Origin of the sequence: Halomonas citrativorans (assembly GCF_900163645.1) — a bacterium.
Taxonomy (GTDB): domain Bacteria; phylum Pseudomonadota; class Gammaproteobacteria; order Pseudomonadales; family Halomonadaceae; genus Vreelandella; species Vreelandella citrativorans.
The window spans coordinates 76,400-101,051 of the sequence record NZ_FUKM01000057.1 but is presented as its reverse complement, the minus strand read 5'-3'; the positions used below and the strand labels follow the sequence as shown (position 1 = coordinate 101,051).

Here is a 24,652-nt window from a genome sequence, read left to right as displayed (position 1 = left end):
CCACAACGATCTTTTCCATGGTCCCACTCCACTACCGCGTAAGCAGTATCACTGTTATTAGGTTTTATGGTTAAGCGAGTTAAAACGTCGATGCAGCAGGTTATAGGCAAGCGCCCCAACGACCACTCCCCAGAAGGCGGAGCCTAAGCCTAGAAAACTAATGCCAGAGGCGGTGGCAATAAACGTAATGACAGAGGCTTCCAAGTGGCTCTTTTCGGCCGCAAACGCACTGATATTGCTACTAATCGCGCCAAGCAGTGCAAGGCCTGCGAGTACCGCCACAAACTCCCCTGGCAACGACGTAAATAGCGCTACAATAGTGCCTGCAAAAATAGCACCAAACAGGTAGAAAACCCCGTTTGCCACCCCGGCAACATAGCGCTTAGCAGGATCTTCGTGAGCTTCCTTACTGGTACAGATTGCCGCGGTAATCGCTGCGATTACCGTGGTGATACCGCCAAAAAAAGCGGTGAAAAAGGACGTTGCGCTAGCCACGATAACGATTGGTCTGGCCGGGGTCGAATACCCAGAGGCGCGTAGAATCGCCATGCCGGGTAGGAACTGTCCCGTCAAGCTCACCAGTACCAAGGGAATGGCCAAGCTCAGGGTCGCATTCCAAGACCACTCGGGGCGAATAAGCTGGGGCTCGGCAAGCTGGAGTGCCACTCCCTCCAGGCTCGCGCCCTCCAGCAAGACGGCTAACGTGATACCAGCGATTAATAGCAGTACCAAGCTATAGCGCGGAGTAAGTCGCTTAAAGAGCAAATAAGCGATAATCATACCAATAGCCAGCGCCGGCACACTCTCTAAAGAGACGAAGACGCCCACCCCGAATTGGAACAGAATGCCTGCCATCATCGCGCTGGCGATGCCTGGCGGTATCATTCGGATAATGCGGTCAAAAGTGCCTGTAACGCCGATCAGAAAAATGATCACAGCGGCTGTTAGGTAGGCGCCCACCGCTTCATTGAGCGTCAACCCCGGGAACAGCGTTACCAACAGCGCAGTCCCTGGCGCCGACCAGGCGGTCACCACCGGCACTTTTAACCATAGGCTTAAAAAGATACCCGAGATAGCTGCGCCGATAGAGATAGCCCACACCCAGGACGTCATCATGGCACTGGATATTTCGGCACTCTGAGCCGCTTGGAAAAAAATGGCCAAGGGCCCGGAGTAAGAAATTAGCACCGCCACAAAACCAGCAGTGATGGCTGGGATCGACAAATCCTTTTGCAATTGCTTATGAAATTGCATGCAACACACTTCCCCGTGTCAGTATTTAACGAGCAACCAACGGCCCCGGCAAGCATCTGCTTGCTGGGGCCGTATCAAGCAACGCCGAGGTGAGTTTCAAGGCGAGAGGTCAGCTGATCCACGAGTAAAAATGACGTCAAAGTCTTTGGTTTCGACGATTGCCGAAACAACGACACCCAGCACTAACGCCCAAAACGTGGCGCCAATGCCAAGAATCTGAATACCGGAAGCGGCGATCAGAAAGGCGAACAACGCGCCTATTTCATGCTTTCTGCCAGAAAAGGCGATGGCCATCGAGGAAGTAATCACGCGCATTAGCGCCAATCCCGCAATAATGGCGATGAAATAGCGCGGCGTAGCCTCCAGTAAGCTGACCACGTAACCGTAGAATGGCGCGGCAATTACGAAAATAGCTCCTGCTATCACGGCAGCAACCCAACGTTTATCGGGGGCTCCCGCTTCTGGAGAAGCGCATACGCCGGTCATGGGCGCCGCAATGCAGGTGCTATGCAGATTAAAGAATGACGACACCATGGTACCTAAGCCCCCTACAGCGGTAATCGCATTCGCTGGCGCATCTTTATAGCCCATCCCCTTTATCAAACCGACTCCCGCTGGGGTCTCCATTCCAATCAGGATGATAGCAAGTGGTAAGCCATACGTTAGGAAAGCTTCCAACGTAAACGCAGGCATGATGAACTCAGGGAATCGAATAGTGGCGTCGATGCCGGATAAATCAACGCCTGTCACGGTTAGATAGACAAGACCAGCCACCATCGAAATGATCAATGGAGGAATCTTGCGAAAGAGCCGAGAAGAGATAAAGAAAGCCAGTATCATGATCGACGCTGGTACAATGGCACTTTCAAGCGGCTTGACCATATTGAGACCGAAACTAAGCAGCATCCCACCCACCATGCCCATCACTATCGGCATCGGTATCAAGCGCATGACGATCCCCATTATCCCCGTCACACCGGCAACCAGCGTGATAGCCCCAGCAATAAAGCTAGCGCCCAAGGCAGCTTCCAAGCCAATTACCGGAATAACCGCGGCAAACATCAATGCCCCGGGAATGGAGTTAGCCATGGGCAGCGGCAAACGGTAGTAAGCGGGCATGAAAAGTCCAAACAGGCCATTGATCATCAAGTAGCTGATAACCCAGATCATGATGAAGGAGGGGTCGAGGCCTGCCGATGTGCCCGCACTGATGTGAACGACGCCGACGCCGAGCCCCAATATACCCGCTACCAACCCCGTACTGGCATTGTCGGCATTGAGATCGCGCAGAAAATCACGGGGCGCATGCCTTAAGCTGACGCCCTTCTCGATATGTTTCACGGTGTGCTCCAGGGGATTATTGTGCTTAGAGTTATTGTTAACACTTATACAGATTTATTTTTAATCGACTCGTTAGCCGAGGTCACCGCCTGCGACAGGAAGCACGCTGCCGGTGATATAACTGGCCTCATCGGACGCAAGGAATAGAATAGGAGCGACCATTTCATCCAGCGTGCCATAACGTCCCATTAAGCAGCTCTGCTTCGTCTGATCAATATGGGCTTGAAACCATTCTTTTTCCGTCTCGTTCGTTGGCTCTGGCGTTCCACGCGAAATACGCCTTGGCGGTGCTTCTGTGCCACCAGGTGCCGTTGCAACAATACGAATACCGTGCTCGGCATACTCAAATGCTAGCGACGCGGTTAATGCATTAATACCGCCCTTCGCTGTCGAATAAGGAATACGATGAATACCCCGGGTTGCCGCTGAAGAAACATTGACGATCACACCTTGCCCTTGAGCTACCATGGCTGGCAGCACTGCTCGACAGCACCAAAGCGAGGGCATCAACGAGCGGTTGATCTCCGCTGTAATCTGCGTTTCGGTAAACTCGGTAAATGGCTTGAAGTTAATCGCTCCGCCTACGTTGTTCACCAGAATATCGATACGGCCAAAGTGAGCGAGCGCCGTATGCATCGCTTGCTCAGCGCCTCGCCACGTTTCCAAGTCAGCCTGTACCGCAATCGCTTCGCTTCCTTGCTTGCTAATTTCAGCGACAACTTCGTGGATAGCGTCAGCGCGATCTATCAGTACCAAACGCGCGCCTTCAGCGGCTGCGCGCTCGGCAACTCGTAGCCCAATCCCTTGAGCAGCTCCGGTGATCACCATTATTCGATCTTGAAAACGCGCACTCGCGAAACGTTGATTGCTCATGCGCCCTCTCCCACTTGGTTAGGGGTGAACTTCTCATAGTGAAAGCTTTGCGGTTCAATGCCTTCTGCGTCGAAGTGCTTTAGAACGGCATCTACCATCGGGGGTGGGCCACACAAGTAAATGTCGACATCGCCGTCATGCATTACGCTGGCATCCATATGGTGCGTCACATACCCTTTACGTGGATGCTCGCTGGCTTCGTCGACGACGACGGTGGAGTAACTGAAGTTTGGTAACTTCTCAGCGAAGGCATCTAACGCGTCGGTTTTGACCAAATGATCATCTTTATTGGCACCGTAAATCATATGGATCGGCGCATCACAGCCCTTCTCGACCATCTGCTCAAGCATGGAAAGGAATGGCGCTAATCCCGTGCCGCCCGCCAACATAAGGACAGGACGTGTCACTTCGCGTAGATAGAAGCTGCCCAGCGGACCAGTGAGCGTAAGCTTGTCGCCCACCACGGCACGTTCAGTCAAATAGCCACTCATTACCCCATTGGGAATATTACGAATTAAGAAAGTGGCACGCTTATGACCGGGCTGCGAGCTAAATGAATAGGAACGGTGTACTTCAGTACCGGGAACATCAATATGAATGTATTGGCCAGGTAAAAAAGCGAGGCCTCCTTCATCACCCAGATCGACCACCAGTTCAATACTGTCTTCGGAGAGCTGCTCAACCGCTGCTATCGTGCCTTCAAGCTTGCCTACTTGTGTTTTACACAGCGTGGAGGCCACTGGCACTTGGATCACACAATCCGAAGAAGGCACCATTTGGCAAGTAAGTATCTGCCCCTCAGCGGCTTCCTCATCGGAAAGCGCTTCCTCCAGGTACTCATCACCCATATCAAATTGGCCCTGCTCGCAGTGACCCTTGCAGGTGCCACACACGCCGTCTGAGCAATCCATGGGTAGGTTAACTTTTTGCCGGTAAGCGGCATCCAGAACGGTTTCCCCTTCTTTACAGCCGATGAAGCGAGTCACTCCGTCTTCAAAGTTGAGGGCAATGGTATAGCTCATGATTAACTCTCCTCTACCATCGGGTCAGACGTGATAAACGTCGATAACCTGATGGATATAGTCGTTATTAAGCTGCACGACTTTTCTTGTGATCAACGGCATCTCACCCGACACGTCCAGCGTATAAAACGAGCTGCCGAAAAAGCTGTCGGTCTTCTTGTAACGGTGGCTTAGCGTGTGCCAGTTGAAACGCAACTCCACCGTGTCGCCGTCCTGAGACAAAATCTCAATATTCGTAACCTGATGGGTGGTGCGCGGTTCCGGCATACTCGCTCCGCTGCGTTCGGTCTTGATCCGGTAAACACGATCTTCCAACCCTTCGCGGTTGGGATAGTAAATCAACGAAATTTCACTGTGCGGATCCCGAGTGAGCTGATCGTCGTCATCCCAGGCGGGCATCCAGTACTCGGCATCTTTACGGTAAAGCGCGAGCCATTCGTCCCATTCCCGATCGTCCAGCAGTCGCGCTTCGCGGTACAGGAAGGCTTGGAGTTCGTGATAGCTAATGCTCATGGTCTTTTCCCTCTCTTCACAGACACTCAGGCGGATGCGGTGGCGATAAACTGGCTACGCTCTTTATCGATGGCGCGCAGCATCTCGTGGACCCAGTGCTTGTGGTGCAGTACGTAGAGTCCTTCGTCTTCCGGGGAGGCCCCACTGAGTAGCGGTTTCATGCCAATCGCCAGGGCATTTGCATCAGCGCCTTCGATCCACTGCTGAGCACCTCGAGAGAGGTCATTCCATTCCGCTAGGGCGCCGTCGTAGCCCTCCTGACAGGCGCGGAATTCTTCAAGGTCATCTGGGGTGCCCATACCGGAAACGTTGAAAAAGTCTTCGTATTGGCGAATACGCAACCGGCGGTCCTCCGCCGACTCTCCCTTAGGGGCGAAGCAGTAGATCGTGACTTCGCTCTTGTCCACGGAGAGAGGACGAATCACGCGAATCTGCGTGGAGAACTGGTCCATCAGATAAGCGTTCGGGTAAAGGCAGAGGTTGCGCGTCTGGTTGACGATTGAGTCGGCACGAGCCTCGCCAAACTGCTCCTTGATCCAGTCCTTATTCTGATAGACCGGACGAACATCCGGGTTAAGCAGCTGCGTCCAGAGCATCATGTGACCGTTTTCGTAGGAGTAGAAACCGCCCTTGCTCTTCGACCAGCCGTCGGCATCGACCGACTTGGTGCCACCGGCGTCGTAGTTGCGTCGCTCCATAGTCGAGGCATAGTTCCAGTGCACAGAGCTTACGTGGTAGCCGTCGGCGCCGTTCTCGGCACCCAGTTTCCAGTTACCGTTAAAGGTATAGGAAGACGTGCCGCGTAAAATCTCGAGGCCTTCCGGGGCCTGGTCGACAATGTTGTCGATTACCTTGGTGGTTTCACCGAGGTGCTCGTCAAGCGGCATAACATCGTCGCTTAAGCTGCCGAACAGAAAGCCCTTGTAGTTCTCGAAACGCGGCAGGCGCTTGAGGTTGTGAGATCCATCCTGCTTGAAGTTCTCCGGATAGGCGCCAGTTTTCTCGTTCTTGGCCTTGAGCAGTTGGCCATCGTTCTTAAACGTCCAGCCGTGGAAGGGGCAAGTAAACGTGCCCTTGTTGCCACGCTTGCGGCGACACAGGGTCGCGCCGCGGTGGGCACAGGCGTTGATCAGGCCATGCAGCTCGCCCTGCTTGTCGCGGGTAATGATTACCGGCTGGCGGCCCATAGTGACGGTCATGTAGTCACCTGGCTCGGCGACCTGACTTTCGTGGGCCAGAAACAGCCAGTTGCCTTCGAAAACGTGCTTTATTTCAAGTTCAAAAAAATCGGGGTCGGTAAACATGCTGCGGTGGCAGCGGAACCGGCCGTTGGCCGGGTCATCTTGAACGGCATTGCGAACACGGGCTTCAAGTTGATCAAGCTTCACGGTCATGATCGCGCTCCTCGAGGTTATTATGATGTTCTGTTGAACTTGAGAACGACAGGTTTCAGGGGAGTCTGCCGTTCTCATGGGGTGGACAGTCAGGTGCTGTGCCGAGGGACTTATACCTTGGCAGTACCCGCCAGTTGACTGGCCAGGTCTTGCTCGTCCTCTTTGGCACGGGGCCGAGCGTGGCGTGCCTGAAGCTCCGGGGCAGAGACTTGTGTCAGCTCAACATCGAATACTACTTGGGAGAACGGACCGCTCAGGTCCCGCTGGGCGATTTCAGCCGGGTCGTCGATGCGCTCGGCGGGGATCACCAGCTCTTCTCGAGTGGCGAAGGCGAAGTCATCAAACGTGTAGGGGTCGCCCGCCAAGTTGATCTGGGTGGTCAGGTGCTGATGGCCCGGGGCGGAAACGAAGTAGTGGATATGGGCCGGGCGCTCGCCATGACGGCCAAGCGACTTGAGTACCACATCCGTGGGCGCGCCTTCGGGAACGCCGTAACCGGAGGGAATGACGCTACGAGCGGTATAACGACCGTCACTATCGGTGTAGATCGTGCGGCGCAGGTTATACTCGGACTGCGACGGGTCAAAGAAAGAGTAGCCACCCTTGTCGTTGGCGTGCCAGATCTCAACCTTGGCCCCGGCAATCGGGGTGCCATCCACGCCCCGAACCTGGCCGGTCAGCCACATGGTCTCGCCTTCGGTGGTTTCGTCGGCCATACGCGCAAACCCTTCAGCTTCCGGAGCACCGGCCACGTACAGCGGGCCTTCGATGGTACGCGGCGTGCCGCCGGTGCGCTGGGCCTCGGCATCGATGGCATCGTGACGCATATCAAGGAAGTGATCGAACCCAAGGCCCGGCGAGAGTAGGCCGAACTGGGTCTGGCTACCCAGCGCGTTGAGCAGATTAACCGCCGCCCAGTACTCTTCTTCGGTGACATCGAAGTCATCGATCAACTTGAAAAGATCGCCCACCAGACGATGGATAATCTGCTTGGCACGGCCATTGCCGCCAGCCTGGTCGAGCCCGGCGACCGTGTTAATGAAGTCTTGTACTTCTGGCGTGTCGAAGATTTTCACAGTCATTATATAATCCTCAGATTTTTATAAGATATTGTTCTATTAGTAATAAGCTGACGTGGTGCGTATTTGTTTAACTATCATCTTCGCGAATGGAGGAGGGGTGGCGGCACAAGGGCTTGACGCTGATCTCCATATACGGAAATAGTGGGAGATTGCTAACGAGCTCTTGTAACTCAGCATTATCTTTAACGTCGAAAATACTGACATTGGAGTAGCTGCCCGCTACCCGCCATAAGTGACGCCACTTGCCCTGACGCTGTAGTTCTTGCGAATACTCTTTTTCGGTTGACTTGATCCTGGCCGCCTGCTCAGCCGGCATATCGGGCGGTAGTTTGACGGTCATTTCTACTTGAAAAAGCATGCCTATCTCCTTTCTAAATCACGTGTACGCTTAGTGATGGCAACTTGAACACAAGGGTTATTTACGGGCGTAATGGGCCAATTTATCTTCGTCCAGCGTCATTCCCAGACCCGGCCCTTTAGGCACCTCGACACCGAACTCGGTGTAATTGAGAGGCTCGACGACGATGTCGTCTTTTTGCAAAAGCGGGCCAAACATCTCGGTGCCCCAAGCCATTTCTGGGAGGATGGACCAGGCGTGAAGTGATGCGGCTGTGCCGATAGTGCCTTCCAGAAGCGTACCGCCGTATAAACCTATACCGGCGGCCTGAGCGACGTGGGCCAGCTCTAAGGCGCCATAAATGCCGCCAGCCTTGGCCAGTTTGATAGCATAGGCACCGCTGAAGCCGCGACAGATAAGGCCCAGCCCGTCGCGCGCATCCTGCACTGCTTCGTCTGCCAGCATAGGAACGTTAAAGCGGTTGGCTAACCGCACTAAACCGGCGTGTTCCCGTGCAGGGATAGGTTGCTCAATCAGATCAATGCCAGCATCTTGAAGCGCCTGGATACCACGCACCGCCACGGACTCATCCCAAGCCTGATTGACGTCGACACGTACACTGGCACGATCGCCTAACGCCTCTTTAATCGCCGCCACATGACGGACATCCTGGTCGACAGGGTTAGCACCTATCTTCAACTTGAAATCACAGTGGCGGCGTTGCTCCAGGCGTAGTAGCGCTTCATCGATATCCTTGGCGGTATCGCCACTAGCCAGCGTCCATAACACGGGGAGATGCGCTTGCTGATGGCCGCCGAGAAGTTCGCTGATGCTCAGGTCCAAGCGCTTCCCCTGCGCATCCAGCAGCGCCGTTTCGAGTGCCGACTTGGCAATCATATTGCCGCGGGCATGCCGATTGAGCCGTGTACGCAGGGAGTGGATGTTAGTAGAAGGCTGACCAATCAGCAGAGGTGCTAGATAAGTATCGATATTGCGTTTGATACTTTCTGGACTCTCTGGGCCATAGGCCAGGCCACCGATAGTAGTGCCCTCTCCGAGCCCTTCGATACCATCAGAGTGGCGCATACGCACGATGACCATGGTCTGGCAGGCCATGGTTGCCATGGAGAGTTTGTGGGGACGAATAGTCGGTAGATCGACTAGCAGCGTCTCGATATGTTGGATGACGGTTGACATGGCAACTCCGGCGTAAGGCAATCATTTCACTGAATATCAGTTTGATTGGCGCTGTCAGCCGGAACCAATATTGTTTAAGTGCTTTGCCATACCAAGGAGGTATTACCAGGGAGTAATTAGCTCGGCAGTTTTAGCATTCCGACGCCATTATTGATTCACTCTCGTCACTGCCACAACCTGCCGGCATCCATTATTTTTTGTTAATTATCAATCATTTGAGAAAACACCCGACAACTAAGCAACTCATTCCCAAGAATTGGATGGCGTAGCGTACGGGAAATAGCTGTTTTCTTGCACAAGCAGCTCCTGCTACTTGCTATATAAGGTATCTACGAACTTGAAAACCTATGCCTTACTGTGGCTTGTAGCGGTAACCTTCTTTCTTCAAAGTACACTGAGTTATGAATCTTTTGCGACAAAAGAATAAGCCGCTACTGCCGAATCAGCGTCATTTCACGGCTTACTTGGTAGTAACGTTAGGGAGCTAAGGCTAATTTATGTCTTGCTGCCACCACATCATCATAGGGGTCATGGTCCCAAAGCCACTCGAAACGGGTTTCCAGATTTTCGATCAGCCTGGTTTCATCGGCGCTACTACCAACACCGGCATATTCGTAGATATCCCCGGCTTCATGGGATGTTCGCTGTGCCTTGCAGGTGCGGTCATAGCGCACTTGCTCAAAGGCAGACAGCACATCACTCACATTATGGCGATCACAACTAGCATCTGTCAGCAGGCTGGCTAGCACATAAGCATCTTCAAGTGCCAGGCCGGCTCCAGCCCCTTGGTGCGGCACTAGCGCATGAGCAGCGTCGCCAACGATTAACACGCGATCCCGATGGTAACGGGTTAACTCAGGTAACTCATGTAATGCCCACCGCATTGGTTCTGGAATACATTCCAGGATAGCCTGGCAAGCAGGACCCCAATCTTTAAACACCCCCAGCATTTCTTTGTGAGTTACGGCTTGTACCCACTCTTCACCTTCGGGTAGCTTGGGATTTGTTGTCGAACGATCAGTAATAAAGGCGACAACATTAACCAATTGCGACTGTTTAACTGGGAACGTCAAGATGTGACGATCTTTACCAAGATACATTTGAGGTACTAGTGCTAAACGCTTCTCGCTGCCGTGAGCCTCTAAGGTAGTCTCTAATTCACTTGTCGGGATCATGCCACGGTAGGCGTAAGTACCACTCCAAAGCGGCGTAATCTCGCCGTACTGCTCTGGGGGTAAAACGTGCTGACGCACTGCTGATTTAATCCCGTCAAAGCCTATAATCACGTCGCCGGTGAAGTGCGTACCATCACTGAAGTAAGCCGTTGCACTCTTGGCATCCTGCTGCACCTCGACACAGCGCTTGCCGAAGTGAGCGATGCCGTCAGGAAGGTTGGCAACAATGGCATCCAGAAAATCAGCACGGTGCACCGAGGATTGACCAACGCCTGGTGCTAAGCTGGCAGTTAAATAAGTGTCATCACTGCCACGCCGCCATTCAAACCACACATCTTCAAAGGGCGCGGGTGAAGAGTCGGCAATACGTTGATAAGAGGCTTCCAATCCCAGCCGTTGAATAGCTTTCACAGCATTAGGGCCAAAGGAAACTCCAGCACCAATCTCAGAGAACTGGGGGGCTGATTCAAAAAGCTGAACATCAAGCTGGCTATCGCGGGATAACGCAACCGCAAAGGCCACGCCACCGATGCCACCACCGATAATACCAATAGAAAGACGTTTTTGTTGCACCTGTGTGGCTTGCATATTGTCACCCCGGTCAGAGATTTATCGTTATCATGTTGAGCTTTATGCTCTTGCCCTAACGTTATTCGGATGAAACAGCGGCCACCACACAGCCCTCTTCATTCGAACTATAAGCGGCGCTAATAACATTAAGAAACAATGAGTTGGAATCAGTTCATTTAAATTAAATAGACCAATGTCGAACAAATGACGAGGCATCGAGGGATGGTAAAACTTACGGATATCGACCTTAACCTACTGGTTGTTTTTGATCTTCTGTACCAGGAACAGAACACCCAACGGGTCGCTCTACGTTTAGGTATTACCCAACCTGCCGTGAGTCATGCGCTTAAGCGTTTAAGGCTTTTACTGCATGACGAACTCTTCGAGCGCACTTCTCAAGGGCTTCAGCCAACGCCGCGCGCCAGTCAGTTGCATCCCGGCATCGCCGATGCACTCGCAAGAGTGAACGATACCTTGAACATAAACGAGGTTTTCAATCCCGCGGTGAGCGAGCGCACCTTTAATATCAACATGACTGATATTGGCGAGATCGTCTTTCTGCCGCGCTTGCTTGAGCATCTCTCAAAAGCAGCGCCGGGCGTGTCACTGACAACCGTGCGCAGCCGCAATAGCGGCCTGAAACAGGAGATGGAGGCGGGCCAGATCGACCTATCCGTTGGCCTTATTCCACAGCTTGGGGCTGGTTTTTATCAACAACGGCTATTTGGGCAGCGCTATGTGTGCCTGATGCGCCAGGGTCACCCGTTGGCCACCGGCGAGTTTGATGTTGAGCGTTTTCGCACCGCCTCTCACGCCGTGGTAGTGGCACAAGGTACCGGCCACGGCATCGTAGAAGAGCAGCTGACACGTGCCAAAATCACGCGCCCCGTCAGGTTAACGTTGCCGCATTTTGCCGCCATTCCTTATATCATCAGCAACAGCGACCTTATCGTCACGGTGACCGATAAATTGGCCGAAGCTACCTGCGAGCGTTTTGGGCTAACGATTCGAGAGCACCCATTGGCGTTTCCCGAGATCCCGATCAACCTTTTCTGGCACCGCCGCTTTCACCAGGACCCTGGCAGTCGGTGGTTGCGTGGGCTGATGTTCACGATGTTTTCCGAGTAATTACAACGAAAAGCGCCAACTTCATCCAAATATATCTCCTGCCATTTGGATGAAATTATCAAGCACGGGAGATACGCTGCTCCTGCGCCACGCCAGCCAAAGTGGCATATCACAGGTTGCTAACTCTTCTAGCTCAATAAAACGGATGCCTAACATGGGATGGCAGCGACTGGCAGCCGGGACAATCGCTACCCCCAATCCTGCCGAGACCATACTGAGGATGGTAATGTTATCCGCGCCATACTGCACCACGCGAGGCTCAAAGTTTAGCCGTGCAAAGTGCATAATCACACGATCATAATAGACCGGAGAAATACTGCGGTACCCCCATACAAACTCAGCCTCAGCAAGGTCCGCAAGTTTTGTCGGAGGCAATCGTGCCCAAGACGAAGAGGTGGGTACGGCGAGTATTAGGTGATCTTGCTGAAGTAGACGTGCGTCGATGCCCGACGGAGCATGATCATCGTGATAGATAATACCGACATCAAGACTACCCTGTTGCAGCTTTTCTAACTGAGGGCCGGAAAGCAACGGCAAAACATCCAGCGCCACATGGGGATAGTGGCTACGATAGTCGCCCATGAGTTTAGCCACTTCGGTTACCCACAAATGCGTCACGGTTATACCAAGGCTAAGTTTTCCTGTTTGCCCACTGCCCAGTGCTAACAAGCGCGCCTTGATATTCGCACGCTCGTCTAACATGCGTGTAGCATCGCCGTAAAGCGCACGCCCCGCCACTGTCAATCGGATCCCGCGAGCGTGGCGATCCAGAAGTGGTGTACCAACACTTTCTTCTAACAGGCGCATCTGCCGTGTCAACGCAGGCTGTGCAACGTGTACCTTGCGGCTAGCCCCAGAAATCGATCCGCTCTCCACCACGGCAATAAAATACTCCAGTTGACGAAACTCCATGGTTTGACAACACCTCACATACGCCCGTGAACCACAAGTAAAAGCATCTTAGCTACCAACACTTTAAACCATACCGCCTGCCCATGCCTAAATGATATATCTAACATCTAAAAGATATATTTTTGATATCCCAATGCTTGTTTCATAGTGAATAAACAATCCATAACAAGACTCGCTATGACGAGCAGGAAACCCGATGAACAAGACATACCACCTTCTAACAGGGTTGCACTTTGCGGTGTGCACCCTGGCAATGATCTGGCCCGGCGCACTGATCGCCAATCGTATCGAGCCCACCGTACTCGGACTGCCCTTTCTATTTTTCTGGTACATCCTCTGGATGCTGATTCTATTTGTCGGCATGTGGGTAGCCTTTGTGATTCGCCACGGAGGTGATCGCCATGAATGATTCGATCATTGTCGTCGGCATCACCCTGACCTATCTCGCTCTGGTGCTATGGGTGGGACTCCGCGCTCGCGGTCAGAAAAATTCAAGCCTAGAGGGCTATGTAGCAGGTGGACGCCATGTTGGCGTGGTGATTTTGTTCTTCATCCTCGGCGCCGAAATATTCTCCGCCTTTGCCTTCTTGGGCGCGCCGGGCTGGAGCTATCAGCATGGTGCACCAGCCTTCTATATTCTCGCTTACCTGTCGCTGATGCCCATCACCATTTGGGCCATGGGGCCACGAGTGGCCAAGCTAGGTCGAGAGCGGGGCTATCTCACCCAAGGCGACATGATTGCCGATCACTACCAAAGCAAAACGCTGGGTATGCTGGCTGGCGTGATCGGTGTGCTAGCGCTAGTACCCTATCTTACGATTCAGATTGCCGGTGCAGGCCTGTTGTTTCAGGCGGCTACTGATGGCCTGATTCCCTTCTGGCTGGGGGCATTGCTAGCCTTCCTGGTAGTCGCCGCCTACGTCTTCTGTAGTGGTCTGAACGGCATCGGGTGGACCAACCTACTCCAAGGAATCATGATGATAGTCATCGCTTGGTTCCTGGGTCTCTCCATCTCTGAGCGCCTCTACGGCGGCGTGGGCGAAATGTTCCGCCAGATCCAGTTAACCATGCCTGAGTACCTGACCATGCCTGGGGCCACTGGTATGAACTGGGGCTATTTCAGTACTGCGGTGCTGGTCAGTGCTTTCGGCGGTGCCATGTGGCCGCATCTGTTTATGAAGTTCTATTCGGCGGACAGCGGTAAGACGCTGCGTAAGGTTAGCGTCTTTTACCCGCTTTACGCCTATCTGTTGGTGCCGCTATTGTTTATCGGCTTTGCGGGCATTTTGCCCTTCTCCGGCTCTCCTTTAGAACGCTCCGATACGGTGCTCCTGCGCATGGTAATGGACGCGGCCAACTTCTCACCCTGGGTGGTCGGCTTGATGCTTTCTGGCGCGCTGGCCGCTGCCATGTCTACAGGCGCTAATCTAGCCCATACCGCTGCCGTAGTGTTGGTGCGTGATGTGGTTGGCCCCACCATGATGAAAGGGGCAAGCGAGAAGGCGGTCATCAGCGCAACACGCTGGAGCGTGCTCGGCTTGTCGTTGATCGCCTACCTGTTTGCGCTGGCCAACCCCTCGTCGCTGGTACTACTCCTACTCGGCGCCTATGGCTTAATTGTTCAACTCTTCCCGATGGTCATTGGCGCGCTGTTTATGCCACGCCTGCGCCGCGCCAGCGTCATGGCGGGCGCCCTATTCGGCAGCCTGGCCTACTTGCTGATGGAGTTCGCCTGGAGCTCTCCACTTGGCTGGCACGCTGGCATCTGGGCGATGCTGATCAACGTCGGCACTGTGGCTGTCTGGCAGTGGTTGGTTAACCCCACCCTTGCGGCCCCTACGTCAACATCTCCCCATTGAATGCCCGGAGAAATACATGGCTACCCAAACAGAATGTTTCAATTTAAAAGATGCTATCAGCAAACAGGCCGAGGCAACGTTCGTAGATACCCAAACGCTATATCGCGAGTTGCATCGAACGCCAGAGCTTCCCTTCCAGGAGTATAAAACCAGTGCGCGTCTCGCCGACGCTTTGGAAAGCCTCGACTATGAAGTAACACGCGGCGTAGGCGGCACTGGCGTCGTCGCTCTAATGCATAACGGAAGCGGCCGTACGGTCATGCTGCGTGGCGATATGGATGCCCTCCCCATAAAGGAAGAGACTGGACTCGATTTTGCCAGTAACGAAACCACTACTACGTCAGATGGTAATGAAATACCACTGATGCACGCTTGCGGACATGACCTACACAGCAGCTGTATTGTAGGAACAGCTGCTGTGATGGCAGCGCTAAAAAAACACTGGTCCGGCACGTTGATGCTCATCTGTCAGCCTGCAGAAGAGATTTTTGGCGGTGCCAAAGCGATGTTAAATGATGGCCTCTATGAACGCTTCCCACGCCCAGACATCATTTTAGGTCAACACAATATGCCAGCATTAGCAGGAAGTGTTGGGCATATTTCTGGCAGCGCCATGGCCGCCTGTACTAATTTGGCGGTGACTATTCATGGCGCTGGGGGCCACGGGTCTATGCCTGCACAAACGGTAGATCCGGTCGTGATCGCAGCGCATGTGGTCACCCGGCTACAGAGTATCGTTTCCCGGGAAGTACCACCGGAAGAAACCGTGGTGGTCACCGTAGGAAAGCTCCACGCGGGCACCCAAGCTAATATTATCCCCCACTCCGCCGAACTTGAGATTAATATCCGTAGCTTTGATGATGTGCTGCATAGCCAAGTAGTGGCATCTATTAAGCGTATTATCCGCGCAGAATGCGAAGCGGGCCGCTCGCCCAAACTGCCGGAATTCCGAACACTCAACGAAACTATCGCTCTGCACAACGATCCGATGGCGGTAGAGCATGTTCGCCATGCCCACACCGAATATTTTGGCGATGCCAACCTTTTCGCCATGCCACGCCTTAATGCCAGCGAGGATTTCCCGCTGCTTGGCAACGCCGAAGTCGGCGGTTTTGGTGGCAAAGATATCCCCTACGTCTACTGGTTTATTGGTGCCACGCCCGCCGAACGCTGGGCAAAAACCTTAGGAACGAGCGTGTCGCAGAAAATGCGCCACCTTGAAATGCCTCATTCACCTTACTACTTTCCGGGGAATGACGTGACGTTGCGAACCGGTATTGAGGCAATGGCAACCGGCGCTCTCGCCTATTTAGCCTAGTGTCACTGCAACCTTAACGGCCACGGTCTACCAGCACAGCCGTTAAGGTTTTGGCTTGGCCCATGCCGCGCGGGTGCTGTGGGCAGCCGTTTTATTGGTAATCTTCCAAGTACCGTCGACCTTCACCAGGGCAATAACATCGACCCAAGAGTCTGCAAGATTGTCACTGTTATCAAAACCCAGTAGCACGCTGGCCACGTCCCCGGCTTGGGTGACTGCAATAAAACGGCTGGTGACCTTTCGGTAGCTAGTCGCCCAGCGTTCAAAACGAGCGCTGATCAGATCAGTCGCTAGAATGCCTTCAGCATCCACAGCAAATATCCACGCATCCTTATGAAAGGCCTCCTGCAGCTTTTCCATACCGCCTTGAAAGCCATCAACATATAGCTGCACGACGTGTTTAATCTCATCAATCTCGAAGGCATTACCTACTGTAGTAGCGTTATTCATGTTTGAACTCCTGCAAATAATTTAGCGCTTTTTTGTAACTTTTATAGCCTTGGCATCTCGCGGGCCTGTTGCCAGCTAGCTATTGGGCGCTGGTACTGGGCGCATAGCACAACCGTACGGTCGACCAACGCCGCATTGGAAGGGCCAGCGTATTTTCCCAGGGAGTTTACTAACGCAATAATAGAGACGCCGATAGGCACCCTAATAACCGCCGTAGCCGTGTTACTGACCCACATGGTGATGAACCAGCAGGCAAACATTAGCCCGAAAACGATTTGAGCGGGTTTAGTGCCGACGGTGAGAACCGTTAACAATGCAAAGCTCACCCACGCCAAGCGCTTAATCGTCTGCTGAAAGGGTGTATTCAAGCTGTTGGCGTTAGCGGTTGAACGCGCCACATACTCCTTGCACTGCACCTACTGACGAGTTTCCAAGCCAGTGACGCAAGTCTCGCCGTGGTTCGCCACGTCGCCCAAATCTGTTGCCAGTACGCCAAGCAGCTTCACAGCGATCAGCTGAGGCGCTTCTACTGAAGGCACATGACCTACGCCGTCAAAGATCTCAAGCGGTGCGCCATCAAGCTCGGCAGACAAGGCTTCCAGTGTCGTCGGCGGCGTAGCCAGATCTTCACTGCCGCCAAGTAGCTGCACCTTGACGTTCTTGTTGGAGAGCTTGCCGGTAAACGTCTCGCGGCCGAGCATTTCACACAGCTGAGCGTAGGATTCGTCGTCGCCGCGGCCCATCTGAATGCACCAGCCCGCTTTCAGCGCGGGGCTTGCTTCAAAGGCCTTGGGCGCAAACCAGCGCGGCACAATCTCTTGTGACATCGCCGCGAGACCTTCCTGACGCACGCGACCCGCGCGAGTGTTCCAGAGCTCTGAGTTGCCGATAACCGCGCCGGTATTGGTGAGCGTGGCAGAGAGCAAACGGTCGCTGTGCTCAGCGATCAGCTGTTGACCGATTACACCACCAATGGAAGTACCGACAAAGTGAAAGCGCGCAGCGCCTGAAAGCTCTGCCAGCGCCAAGGCCTCGGCAACCAGATTAGCGGGCGTAACCTGTGCTCCACTGACCGCCTGACTAGCCCCGTGACCAGGCAGGTCCCAAGTCAGCACGCGATAGCGTGGCAAGAGTACCGGGATGATGTCATCCCACACTGCCTGGCTCATGCCCAGGGGGTGCGCCAGCACTACCAAGGGGTTAGCTTCTATACCGAGCAGCCGATAGGCCACGCTGCGGCCATTGATGGTATGAAATGCCATGGCAACCTCCGTTAAACGCGTTCGATCAGTGTGGCGATGCCTTGGCCAACACCCACACACATGGTGCATAGCGCGTAGCGCTTGCCGCTGTTTTGCAGCTCATGGGCGGCGGTGAGCAGCAACCGTGCGCCGGACATGCCCAGCGGGTGACCTAAAGCAATCGCGCCACCGTTAGGGTTTACCCGAGGGTCATCATCGTCCAGGCCAAGGTCACGCATGCAAGCCAGCGCCTGAGCAGCAAAGGCTTCGTTAAATTCAAATACATCAATCTCATCTAGCGAGATACCGGTGCGCTTAAGCAGTTTCTGCACCGCCGGTACCGGCCCATAGCCCATGATACGTGGCTCAACGCCTGCGGTGGCCATCCCGATGACTCTTGCCATCGGTGTCAAGCCGTACTGCTTAACTGCGGATTCGCTTGCCACTAGCATGGCAGCCGCGCCGTCGTTGACGCCGGAGGCGTTGCCTGCTGTGACGCTACCGCCATCACGGAAGGGCGTCGGCAAGGCCGCGAGTTTCTCCAGCGTGGTATCCCGCAGATGCTCATCGGTATCAAATACCAATGGCTCCTGCTTACGGCGAGGAATCTCGATGGCGGTGATCTCTTGAGCAAAACGCCCAGCCTGTTGAGCGGCAGCCGCTTTCTGCTGGGAGCGCAATGCAAAAGCGTCCTGATCTTCCCGGGAAATCTTGAACTGCTCGGCGACGTTCTCCGCCGTTTCGGGCATGGAGTCCACCCCATAGGCTTTCTTCATCAGCGGATTGATAAACCGCCAGCCGATGGTGGTGTCTTCGATTTTTTGCCCGCGGGCGAAGGCGCTGTCGGCTTTGCCCATCACGTAAGGCGCGCGCGACATGGATTCCACGCCGCCGGCCAGCGCCAGCTCCATCTCACCGGCTTTAATCGCCCGAAACGCTGTACCTACCGCGTCCATTCCGGAGCCGCACAAGCGGTTCATGGTGGTGCCGGGGACCGAGGTGGGGATGCCTGCCAAAAGTGACGACATGCGCGCGACGTTGCGGTTATCTTCACCTGCCTGGTTGGCGCAACCCATAAACACTTCTTCGATCGCGGCAGGATCGAGATCCGGCGCGTCGGCCAGCACGGCCTTGAAGATCGTGGCGGCGAAATCATCCGGGCGCACACTTGCCAGCGTGCCGCCAAACCGGCCTACGGCGGTACGTCGTGGGTGACATAAATAAACGTTTGTCATAACCGACTCCTTATTCGCCCGTGTGAGCGCGTTCGGTGCGGGCTTTCAGCTCGCGCAGGATCTCAAGTTCTTTCTCACTGGGCTCAGGAGTGCTCTCAAGCTGGTCGGCAAAACGTATTTCCCAGCCGGTCGCCTCCATCACGTCCTCGCGATTAACGCCGGGGTGAAGCGATACCACGACAAGCTCTTTGGTGTCGGGGTCGGGCTTCATTACGCATAAATCGGTGATCACCCGGGTAGGGCCTTTACCGATATTAGGCACGTTATCGCGCCCTTTGCCGTCACGGCCAAAGCCTAGCGTGGTAACAAAATCGACATCTTTTACAAACGCCCGCTTGGAGTGCTTCAGGGTAATAAATACCTCACCCGCGTTGGTGGCAATTTCCGGCGCTCCACCGCCGCCCGGCAGGCGTACTTTAGGTGCTTTGTAATCACCAATCAGCGTGGTATTGAGATTAGCAAAGCGGTCAATTTGTGCGGTACCCAAAAAGCCTACATTCACTTTGCCGCCCTGCAGCCAGTAACGGAACATTTCCGGTACAGCCACGGTAGTGAGTGCTGATTCGCACAGTTCGCCGTCGCCGATGGAGAGCGGCAGAATGTCGGGCTTGGTTTGCAGCGTGCCGGATTCGTAAATCAATACCACGTCCGGCGCATGGGTAAGGCGCGCCAGGTTGGCAGCTTCAGAAGGCAGGCCGATTCCCACAAAGCAGGTGGTGCCGTTTTCCAGCGCGCGTGCCGCCGTGACGGTCATCATTTCAGAAGAGGTATATTCCAGGCTCATCAGACGTTCTCCCCTGCATGATTTTGAACACCCTTAAAGACGTTCTCATCGAGCCACTGAGTAAAGGTGTCGCGGTCTCGGGCAATGGCATCCCACTCTTTATAAAAGCGGTTACTGCGACCGTAATAGCCGTGAGTATAAGAGGGCAGCGCGCCTTTCTCGGCCACCGCAATGGCACTGATCGCCCAGCCTGGAATCACGCAGGCATTGGGATGCGCTTTCAAGTCATCGACGATCTCTTCGACCGTGACGATGCTGTGTTTGGCAGCGAGTATGGCTTCTTTTTGTACGCCGACAATTCCTTCCACCAGCACGTTGCCCTGGCGGTCTGCACGCTGAGCGTGAACGATGGACACATCCGGGCGTACCGAAGGCACGGCGGCTAAGCGCTCACCAGTAAACGGGCACTCGATGAATTTGATCTGATCGTTCACGCTGGGCAGTTCGCTGCCGATGTAGCCGCGGAAAACAGCCATCGGCAAACCCGCAGCCCCCGCTTCAAAGGCGCAGGCCATGGCCGCGTGACTGTGCTCAAGAATCTCAACCTTGTGCGGCCAGCCTTTCTCAACCGCATCGCGCAGGCGGTGTAATGAGCCAACGCCTGGGTTACCGCCCCAGGAGAAAATCACCTTTTTGGCGCAACCGGCGCCGATTAGCTGATCGTAGATGATGTCGGGAGTCATGCGGATCAGCGTCAGATCACGCTTTTGCTGACGGATCACTTCGTGACCCGCAGCAAACGGGATGAGATGGGTAAAGCCTTCCATGGCCACGGTAGCGCTGTCTTGAACGTAGCGCGCTACCGCGTCATGTAAGCTGAGAAACTCGGCCATTAGATTGCCTCTTAGCTATTTTGTTGCCGTCACGGCAAAAATTGTTCGCAAAACGAACATTGATTTGCAATACGAACAAAATAAAGAGACCTTGACGCTACGTCAAACGACTAAAAAAGGGAGGCCACTCCTCCCCCTCTTTGCTAACTTTTAAAAAACCAATAAAAACAATTTCTTATATAAAACACCGGCATTAAAATGCTGGAAGAAGGTGATAATAGCAAGACAAAAGTATTAGAAGCAGTACTCTCAAAGGTGGTCTATTAAACGGTGGCAATGGGCGTTACCGGTGACCCGATAGCACCGGGTAATCGCAGGGGAGGTGCTGTCAGCAGGAAACGTGAGCGTTGATGCCTATGCAACCAATCGGCCAAAGGCTTGAGATACCAAAGCTCTGCAAGGGGCAGCCCCAGCTTGAAAAGACAATGGTGATGTAACGGCAGCTTGCAGCAGTCCTCCGGCATAGCCGCCTTGTCTGCATTCTCTACAGCATAGTTATCAGCACAGATGGCGGTAATGCCGCTGTCGCTTATCCATTGCAGCAGTGAAGTATCGGTGCCGTCCAGCACGGCACCGGTTTGCTTCAGTGTTGCGGTATCAGGACACCCATCCATTTGCACAAGTGCCTCAGCAAAACCTGTGCGCAATACCAGCATATCACCTTGCTCAATGGTGACATTCAGCTGTTTTAGCGCATGCATAAATTCTTTATAGCCGACAAGCATGCGTCCGTGGCCGTATACACGGGCCAAGTCCACCAACACGCCGCGCCCCTGCATCCCGTGGACCGCCATGTTTTCAACCCCAAGACGTCGAGCACTTGAGCGACTCACAGCACCACCCATGTCCAGGCTCTGGATATCGGTTTCTGCACGATAACCGTTGTAGTAGCACCGTTCGGCGTGGCCATCGCCATCTGCATCGAAAAGCGCGCCTACGTGGGCAAGAGAGTCCCACTGAGAAGAGTACTGGAGCGACAAGACCACCTGATCATCACTGATGACGTCGATGAGGCCTGGGTGAAGATTGGCCAGCGGGAAGTTGAGGTAGTCATCCTGACCGAGGCTCGTTGGTGCAAGACGCGGCGGGAAGCGACGAGGATTGAGTGCATTGCCCCCCGGCAGATCCAGCGGCAGCGACAGGCTGAATACGTTTCCCGTCACGACCTCACGGGCTCCCTTCAGCACCTGCTCGGCTCGGAGTAGATTGACCCTGCCCAACTGATCATCAGGTCCGAAGTCGCCCCAGTTGGCCCCCTCGGGCCGTTGCTGCCAGCGTATATTCGATTTGGTATTCGTCATCAGTCAGCTCCTCTTGTCATTCATCGCGATTGCAATGATGTGTTCCAGATTACCGCGGGCCTCAAGCTCCTGACGCTTGATGTGAACCTCATCCCACGGGTAGAACCCTCGCCCGGCTTTGGCACCTAGCCGCCCCTTCGCCACGTACTCTTCAAGCAGCCTTGAAGGCGTGTGAGTATCCTCGAGATCCTCGTACAGGTAGCGGGCAATATTGAGGTGCGTATCAAGCCCGTTGAGATCGCGCTGTAGCAACGGTCCGTTAAGCGCCAGCCGAACCCCGATAGAGAACTGGACGATCTCGTCCAACGCCTCAACATCAACAACACCCTTCTCCAGTAGAGAAAGGCATTCGCGCATGATGGCGTGCTGAATGCGGTTCGCAACAAAGCCAGGAACGCTCTGTTTGAGGACAGCGGGCCGTTTGCCAAGAAGCGACAGAAAGGCGCAGGTCCGATGGATCGTCGCTTGGGTGGTGGCCGCTCCAGGAATGACTTCCACGGCAGGGATCAGATCCGCCGGGTTGAAGAAGTGCGCACCGGCCAAGCGCTCGGGATGACGCATACCCTGACCAATCGCATCGATGGAAAGCCCGGAGGTATTGGTGACGATCAGTGTGGTAGCTGCACAGTTCGCTTCGGCTTCGGCGATCACCGCACGCTTGATAGCCAGGTTTTCCGTTACGCTCTCGATAACAATGCTGCCTTCGCCCTCCTGCGACCAGTGAGCCTGCACTTCAAGCTCACCGACCGTCGGGTGGTTGTCTGAGAACGTCCGCTCGATTTCGCGTCGGCATGCCTCAAGAGCAGCCGCCTGATTATCGATCATGCGTACCGGTATCCGATGCGCCAACATTAGCTTGGCAAGCGTTACGCCCATGGTGCCAGCCCCCACGATCACGACGCGCTCAATGGGTTGTGTCATGTTTTCTGTCTCTCCTTTGATGCCATCTCAAAATATCGCCCAGTCGATATCATCAGGGTGCTGAGTACGCCGGCGAGCGGCTCGTATCCAGCCCTGGCGAGCGCTCTGTGAAGCAAGCTGCGACTAACGTCGCATTGTTAGCTCGCTCAACAAGCTCAATCATCACCACCATGCGAACACTAGTACGCTATACGTACACTTAAAGTACTTCAACTCCAGGAGAATCGCCATGCAGGCTATGGCCAATTTCTTTACCCGCTTGGTCAGTCGCTACATGCCTGATCCGCTGGTCATCGCCATTCTGCTGACGGCCGTTACCATCGTGCTCGCCATGCTGGTGGAAGGCACATCGGTATTCGCCGCCACCCGCTTTTGGGGAGACGGTTTCTGGGGGCTGCTCGCATTCAGCATGCAGATGACCGTTATTCTTCTGGCTGGCTACATTCTGGCCAAAACTCCGTTAGTCGACCGACTTCTCGATCGTATCGCGGGTTGGGTCAGAACGCCTTTTGCCGCCATCGTGGTCGCCACGCTGATTGGTGGTATCGGCAGTTGGCTCAACTGGGGGTTTGGCCTGGTGATCGGCGGTATCGTGGCGCAGAAACTGGCCGTAAAGGTCAAGGGGCTGCATTACCCGTTGGTGATCGCGGCGGCGTATTCCGGCTTTGCGCTTTATGGTATCGGCCTTTCCGGAAGCGTGCCGCTACTGATCGCGACCGAGGGACATTTCCTGCAGGATGAGATGGGGCTAATCCCACTCTCCGAAACGATTTTCTCTCCCGTTCTGCTTATTACCAGCGTTCTCATTATCGTCACGCTGCCGCTTTTCAATGCCTGGCTTCATCCCAAGCGCCCCGAGGATATTGTCGAGATCGACCCCGCCACCGTAGATAAGCCAGCGGCACCAACGCTGAGTGACACTCAGAGCGCCACCCTAGCCGAACGGCTCAATCATAGCCGTTTCATCGGCATCGGCATTGGCCTGCTGGGCATGCTCTATGTGGCACTCTACAGCCTTGGCGGCGGATCGCTGAATCTCAACACGGTCAACTTCACCTTTGTGTTTCTCGGCATTCTGCTGTTCGCATCGCCCGTCCAGTATCTTGCAGCCTTGAACGACGGCGTGCGTATCGTATCGGGCATTATCATCCAGTACCCCTTCTACGCCGGCATCATGGGCATCCTCGTAGGCTCTGGGCTGATGGTCAGCTTTGCCAACCTGTTCGTGGACATCTCGAGTGCGGCGACCCTACCCATCTGGTCGTTCATCAGCGGCGGGGTAATCAATATTCTGGCACCTTCCGGAGGTGGCCAGTGGGCCGTTCAGGGGCCGATCATGATCGAGGCGGCCACTGAGCTTGGCGCCTCCCACGCAGCGACGGCGCTCGCCGTGCAGATCGGCGACCAGTGGACCAATATGGTTCAACCCTTCTGGATACTCCCCGTGCTCGCCATTTCAGGCCTGAAATTGCGTGACGTGATGGGCTACATGGTACTGATCCTAATGTATCTGGGCGTCATCTTTGCCGGTGCCGTGTGGCTCTGGGGCTACCTGGGCGCGTAAATTCCACCGTAGAGCAGGAGCGAACCTTGCCTTATATGATCGAAACCTTCGACAAACCCGACCACCACGAGCGGCGCCTTGAGATGCGCGAGGCCCACTTGGCCTACCTGGACGCACACAAGGAACATCTGCTGGCCTGCGGCGCAAAGCTTTCCGACGACGGGGCGACCGCTTCCGGCGGACTTTACCTGCTCGACTGCGAAACGCGAGACGCCGCGCAGGCCTTCATTGATGATGACCCGTTCAGCCAAGCGGACCTGTTCGAACGCGTCGTCATCTGCCTCTGGCGCAAGGCGTATCTGGACGGTGTCGGCTACTTATAACACCTTCTAAACAAGCGAAACGGAG

General features: G+C 54.6%; 25 protein-coding genes. 6 read left to right on the top strand and 19 right to left on the bottom strand.

What is annotated here, in order from left to right; translation table 11 throughout:
- Positions 1–57: 57 nt before the first annotated feature.
- The 10 genes from CZ787_RS14340 to salA all read right to left on the bottom strand — a co-directional run bounded on the left by CZ787_RS14340 (position 58) and on the right by salA (position 10,776).
- Entirely contained in the window at positions 58–1,254 is a 1,197-nt protein-coding gene (locus CZ787_RS14340; RefSeq protein WP_087110391.1) for a benzoate/H(+) symporter BenE family transporter, read from the bottom strand.
- 96 nt (positions 1,255–1,350) lie between these two features.
- Complete coding sequence (locus CZ787_RS14335; RefSeq protein ID WP_087110388.1) at positions 1,351–2,595, bottom strand: benzoate/H(+) symporter BenE family transporter; 1,245 nt, start codon at positions 2,593–2,595, stop codon at positions 1,351–1,353.
- Positions 2,596–2,667: 72 nt separating this feature from the next.
- Positions 2,668–3,468, bottom strand: coding sequence for a benzoate diol dehydrogenase BenD (gene benD / locus CZ787_RS14330; RefSeq protein WP_087110386.1), 801 nt, complete (start codon positions 3,466–3,468; stop codon positions 2,668–2,670).
- The gene (gene benC, locus CZ787_RS14325; protein ID WP_087110384.1) at positions 3,465–4,490 is read right to left on the bottom strand and encodes a benzoate 1,2-dioxygenase electron transfer component BenC; all 1,026 of its coding nucleotides are present in this window, start codon (positions 4,488–4,490) and stop codon (positions 3,465–3,467) included. Before benC ends, benD begins: the two co-directional genes overlap by 4 nt.
- 24 nt (positions 4,491–4,514) lie before the next feature.
- Positions 4,515–5,003 carry a benzoate 1,2-dioxygenase small subunit gene (gene benB, locus CZ787_RS14320; protein ID WP_087110382.1) on the bottom strand — a complete coding sequence of 163 codons (489 nt, stop codon included), beginning with the start codon at positions 5,001–5,003 and terminating at the stop codon, positions 4,515–4,517.
- A gap of 26 nt (positions 5,004–5,029) precedes the next feature.
- Positions 5,030–6,397 (bottom strand): Rieske 2Fe-2S domain-containing protein, encoded by a 1,368-nt coding sequence (locus tag CZ787_RS14315; protein ID WP_087110380.1) that lies wholly within the window; start codon positions 6,395–6,397, stop codon positions 5,030–5,032.
- Positions 6,398–6,507: 110 nt separating this feature from the next.
- Positions 6,508–7,479: a catechol 1,2-dioxygenase gene (gene catA, locus CZ787_RS14310; RefSeq protein ID WP_087110378.1), complete on the bottom strand. Its 972-nt coding sequence runs from the start codon at positions 7,477–7,479 to the stop codon at positions 6,508–6,510.
- Between the two features lie 67 nt (positions 7,480–7,546).
- A complete protein-coding gene (catC, locus tag CZ787_RS14305; protein ID WP_087110376.1) occupies positions 7,547–7,837 on the bottom strand; it encodes a muconolactone Delta-isomerase in 291 nt (96 codons plus the stop codon).
- A gap of 57 nt (positions 7,838–7,894) precedes the next feature.
- Complete coding sequence (locus tag CZ787_RS14300; RefSeq protein WP_087110375.1) at positions 7,895–9,013, bottom strand: muconate/chloromuconate family cycloisomerase; 1,119 nt, start codon at positions 9,011–9,013, stop codon at positions 7,895–7,897.
- A gap of 476 nt (positions 9,014–9,489) precedes the next feature.
- Positions 9,490–10,776 (bottom strand): salicylate 1-monooxygenase, encoded by a 1,287-nt coding sequence (salA, locus tag CZ787_RS14295; protein ID WP_087110374.1) that lies wholly within the window; start codon positions 10,774–10,776, stop codon positions 9,490–9,492.
- A 204-nt stretch (positions 10,777–10,980) separates the two neighbouring features.
- Between salA and CZ787_RS14290 the strand changes: the two genes are divergently transcribed.
- The gene (locus CZ787_RS14290; RefSeq protein WP_087110371.1) at positions 10,981–11,886 is read left to right on the top strand and encodes a LysR family transcriptional regulator; all 906 of its coding nucleotides are present in this window, start codon (positions 10,981–10,983) and stop codon (positions 11,884–11,886) included.
- 21 nt (positions 11,887–11,907) lie between these two features.
- Here CZ787_RS14290 and CZ787_RS14285 read toward each other — a convergent pair whose 3' ends face one another.
- On the bottom strand, positions 11,908–12,798 hold the full coding sequence (locus CZ787_RS14285; RefSeq protein ID WP_087110369.1) for a LysR family transcriptional regulator: 891 nt from the start codon (positions 12,796–12,798) through the stop codon (positions 11,908–11,910).
- Positions 12,799–12,994: 196 nt separating this feature from the next.
- Here CZ787_RS14285 and CZ787_RS14280 point away from each other — a divergent pair, with 196 nt between their 5' ends.
- The 3 genes from CZ787_RS14280 to CZ787_RS14270 are packed head-to-tail and all read left to right on the top strand — an operon-like array spanning position 12,995 to position 15,975.
- Positions 12,995–13,207, top strand: coding sequence for a hypothetical protein (locus tag CZ787_RS14280; RefSeq protein ID WP_087110367.1), 213 nt, complete (start codon positions 12,995–12,997; stop codon positions 13,205–13,207).
- Positions 13,200–14,657: a sodium:solute symporter family protein gene (locus CZ787_RS14275; protein ID WP_087110365.1), complete on the top strand. Its 1,458-nt coding sequence runs from the start codon at positions 13,200–13,202 to the stop codon at positions 14,655–14,657. Before CZ787_RS14280 ends, CZ787_RS14275 begins: the two co-directional genes overlap by 8 nt.
- Positions 14,658–14,673: 16 nt before the next feature.
- Entirely contained in the window at positions 14,674–15,975 is a 1,302-nt protein-coding gene (locus CZ787_RS14270; RefSeq protein WP_087110363.1) for an amidohydrolase, read from the top strand.
- A gap of 42 nt (positions 15,976–16,017) precedes the next feature.
- Here the strand turns inward: CZ787_RS14270 and CZ787_RS14265 are convergent, their stop codons facing one another.
- The 8 genes from CZ787_RS14265 to CZ787_RS14235 all read right to left on the bottom strand — a co-directional run bounded on the left by CZ787_RS14265 (position 16,018) and on the right by CZ787_RS14235 (position 22,740).
- The gene (locus CZ787_RS14265; RefSeq protein WP_087110361.1) at positions 16,018–16,425 is read right to left on the bottom strand and encodes a nuclear transport factor 2 family protein; all 408 of its coding nucleotides are present in this window, start codon (positions 16,423–16,425) and stop codon (positions 16,018–16,020) included.
- 41 nt (positions 16,426–16,466) lie between these two features.
- Positions 16,467–16,823 (bottom strand): hypothetical protein, encoded by a 357-nt coding sequence (locus CZ787_RS19130; RefSeq protein WP_254908630.1) that lies wholly within the window; start codon positions 16,821–16,823, stop codon positions 16,467–16,469.
- 18 nt (positions 16,824–16,841) lie between these two features.
- Entirely contained in the window at positions 16,842–17,687 is an 846-nt protein-coding gene (locus CZ787_RS14260; RefSeq protein ID WP_254908629.1) for an alpha/beta fold hydrolase, read from the bottom strand.
- A gap of 11 nt (positions 17,688–17,698) precedes the next feature.
- Positions 17,699–18,901, bottom strand: coding sequence for a 3-oxoadipyl-CoA thiolase (pcaF, locus tag CZ787_RS14255; RefSeq protein WP_087110359.1), 1,203 nt, complete (start codon positions 18,899–18,901; stop codon positions 17,699–17,701).
- A gap of 10 nt (positions 18,902–18,911) precedes the next feature.
- Positions 18,912–19,679, bottom strand: coding sequence for a CoA-transferase subunit beta (locus CZ787_RS14250; protein ID WP_303393869.1), 768 nt, complete (start codon positions 19,677–19,679; stop codon positions 18,912–18,914).
- Between the two features lie 5 nt (positions 19,680–19,684).
- Positions 19,685–20,518 carry a CoA transferase subunit A gene (locus CZ787_RS14245; RefSeq protein WP_087110355.1) on the bottom strand — a complete coding sequence of 278 codons (834 nt, stop codon included), beginning with the start codon at positions 20,516–20,518 and terminating at the stop codon, positions 19,685–19,687.
- Positions 20,519–20,781: 263 nt separating this feature from the next.
- Positions 20,782–21,819 (bottom strand): cyclase family protein, encoded by a 1,038-nt coding sequence (locus tag CZ787_RS14240; RefSeq protein WP_087110353.1) that lies wholly within the window; start codon positions 21,817–21,819, stop codon positions 20,782–20,784.
- A 3-nt stretch (positions 21,820–21,822) separates the two neighbouring features.
- Positions 21,823–22,740, bottom strand: a complete 918-nt coding sequence (locus CZ787_RS14235) for a 3-hydroxyacyl-CoA dehydrogenase NAD-binding domain-containing protein (RefSeq protein ID WP_087110351.1) — start codon at positions 22,738–22,740, stop codon at positions 21,823–21,825.
- Between the two features lie 229 nt (positions 22,741–22,969).
- On the opposite strand from CZ787_RS14235, the gene CZ787_RS14230 reads away from it, so the two are divergent.
- A complete protein-coding gene (locus CZ787_RS14230; RefSeq protein ID WP_087110349.1) occupies positions 22,970–24,304 on the top strand; it encodes a short-chain fatty acid transporter in 1,335 nt (444 codons plus the stop codon).
- 35 nt (positions 24,305–24,339) lie between these two features.
- The gene (locus CZ787_RS14225; RefSeq protein WP_254908638.1) at positions 24,340–24,627 is read left to right on the top strand and encodes a YciI family protein; all 288 of its coding nucleotides are present in this window, start codon (positions 24,340–24,342) and stop codon (positions 24,625–24,627) included.
- Positions 24,628–24,652 lie beyond the last annotated feature (25 nt).

Excerpts from the sequence above, each read along its gene's own strand:
- CZ787_RS14230 (WP_087110349.1), top strand. The coding sequence starts at position 22,970 with ATGCAGGCTATGGCCAATTTCTTTACCCGCTTGGTCAGTCGCTACATG.
- pcaF (WP_087110359.1), bottom strand. The coding sequence starts at position 18,901 with ATGACAAACGTTTATTTATGTCACCCACGACGTACCGCCGTAGGCCGG.
- CZ787_RS14340 (WP_087110391.1), bottom strand. The coding sequence starts at position 1,254 with ATGCAATTTCATAAGCAATTGCAAAAGGATTTGTCGATCCCAGCCATC.
- CZ787_RS14315 (WP_087110380.1), bottom strand. The coding sequence starts at position 6,397 with ATGACCGTGAAGCTTGATCAACTTGAAGCCCGTGTTCGCAATGCCGTT.
- CZ787_RS14280 (WP_087110367.1), top strand. The coding sequence starts at position 12,995 with ATGAACAAGACATACCACCTTCTAACAGGGTTGCACTTTGCGGTGTGC.
- CZ787_RS14290 (WP_087110371.1), top strand. The coding sequence starts at position 10,981 with ATGGTAAAACTTACGGATATCGACCTTAACCTACTGGTTGTTTTTGAT.
- CZ787_RS14235 (WP_087110351.1), bottom strand. The coding sequence starts at position 22,740 with ATGACACAACCCATTGAGCGCGTCGTGATCGTGGGGGCTGGCACCATG.
- CZ787_RS14260 (WP_254908629.1), bottom strand. The coding sequence starts at position 17,687 with ATGGCATTTCATACCATCAATGGCCGCAGCGTGGCCTATCGGCTGCTC.
- salA (WP_087110374.1), bottom strand. The coding sequence starts at position 10,776 with ATGCAAGCCACACAGGTGCAACAAAAACGTCTTTCTATTGGTATTATC.
- CZ787_RS14265 (WP_087110361.1), bottom strand. The coding sequence starts at position 16,425 with ATGAATAACGCTACTACAGTAGGTAATGCCTTCGAGATTGATGAGATT.
- CZ787_RS14245 (WP_087110355.1), bottom strand. The coding sequence starts at position 20,518 with ATGGCCGAGTTTCTCAGCTTACATGACGCGGTAGCGCGCTACGTTCAA.
- benC (WP_087110384.1), bottom strand. The coding sequence starts at position 4,490 with ATGAGCTATACCATTGCCCTCAACTTTGAAGACGGAGTGACTCGCTTC.
- CZ787_RS14275 (WP_087110365.1), top strand. The coding sequence starts at position 13,200 with ATGAATGATTCGATCATTGTCGTCGGCATCACCCTGACCTATCTCGCT.
- CZ787_RS14270 (WP_087110363.1), top strand. The coding sequence starts at position 14,674 with ATGGCTACCCAAACAGAATGTTTCAATTTAAAAGATGCTATCAGCAAA.
- CZ787_RS14225 (WP_254908638.1), top strand. The coding sequence starts at position 24,340 with ATGATCGAAACCTTCGACAAACCCGACCACCACGAGCGGCGCCTTGAG.
- CZ787_RS14240 (WP_087110353.1), bottom strand. The coding sequence starts at position 21,819 with ATGACGAATACCAAATCGAATATACGCTGGCAGCAACGGCCCGAGGGG.
- benD (WP_087110386.1), bottom strand. The coding sequence starts at position 3,468 with ATGAGCAATCAACGTTTCGCGAGTGCGCGTTTTCAAGATCGAATAATG.
- catA (WP_087110378.1), bottom strand. The coding sequence starts at position 7,479 with ATGACTGTGAAAATCTTCGACACGCCAGAAGTACAAGACTTCATTAAC.
- CZ787_RS14285 (WP_087110369.1), bottom strand. The coding sequence starts at position 12,798 with ATGGAGTTTCGTCAACTGGAGTATTTTATTGCCGTGGTGGAGAGCGGA.
- catC (WP_087110376.1), bottom strand. The coding sequence starts at position 7,837 with ATGCTTTTTCAAGTAGAAATGACCGTCAAACTACCGCCCGATATGCCG.
- CZ787_RS14300 (WP_087110375.1), bottom strand. The coding sequence starts at position 9,013 with ATGTCAACCGTCATCCAACATATCGAGACGCTGCTAGTCGATCTACCG.
- benB (WP_087110382.1), bottom strand. The coding sequence starts at position 5,003 with ATGAGCATTAGCTATCACGAACTCCAAGCCTTCCTGTACCGCGAAGCG.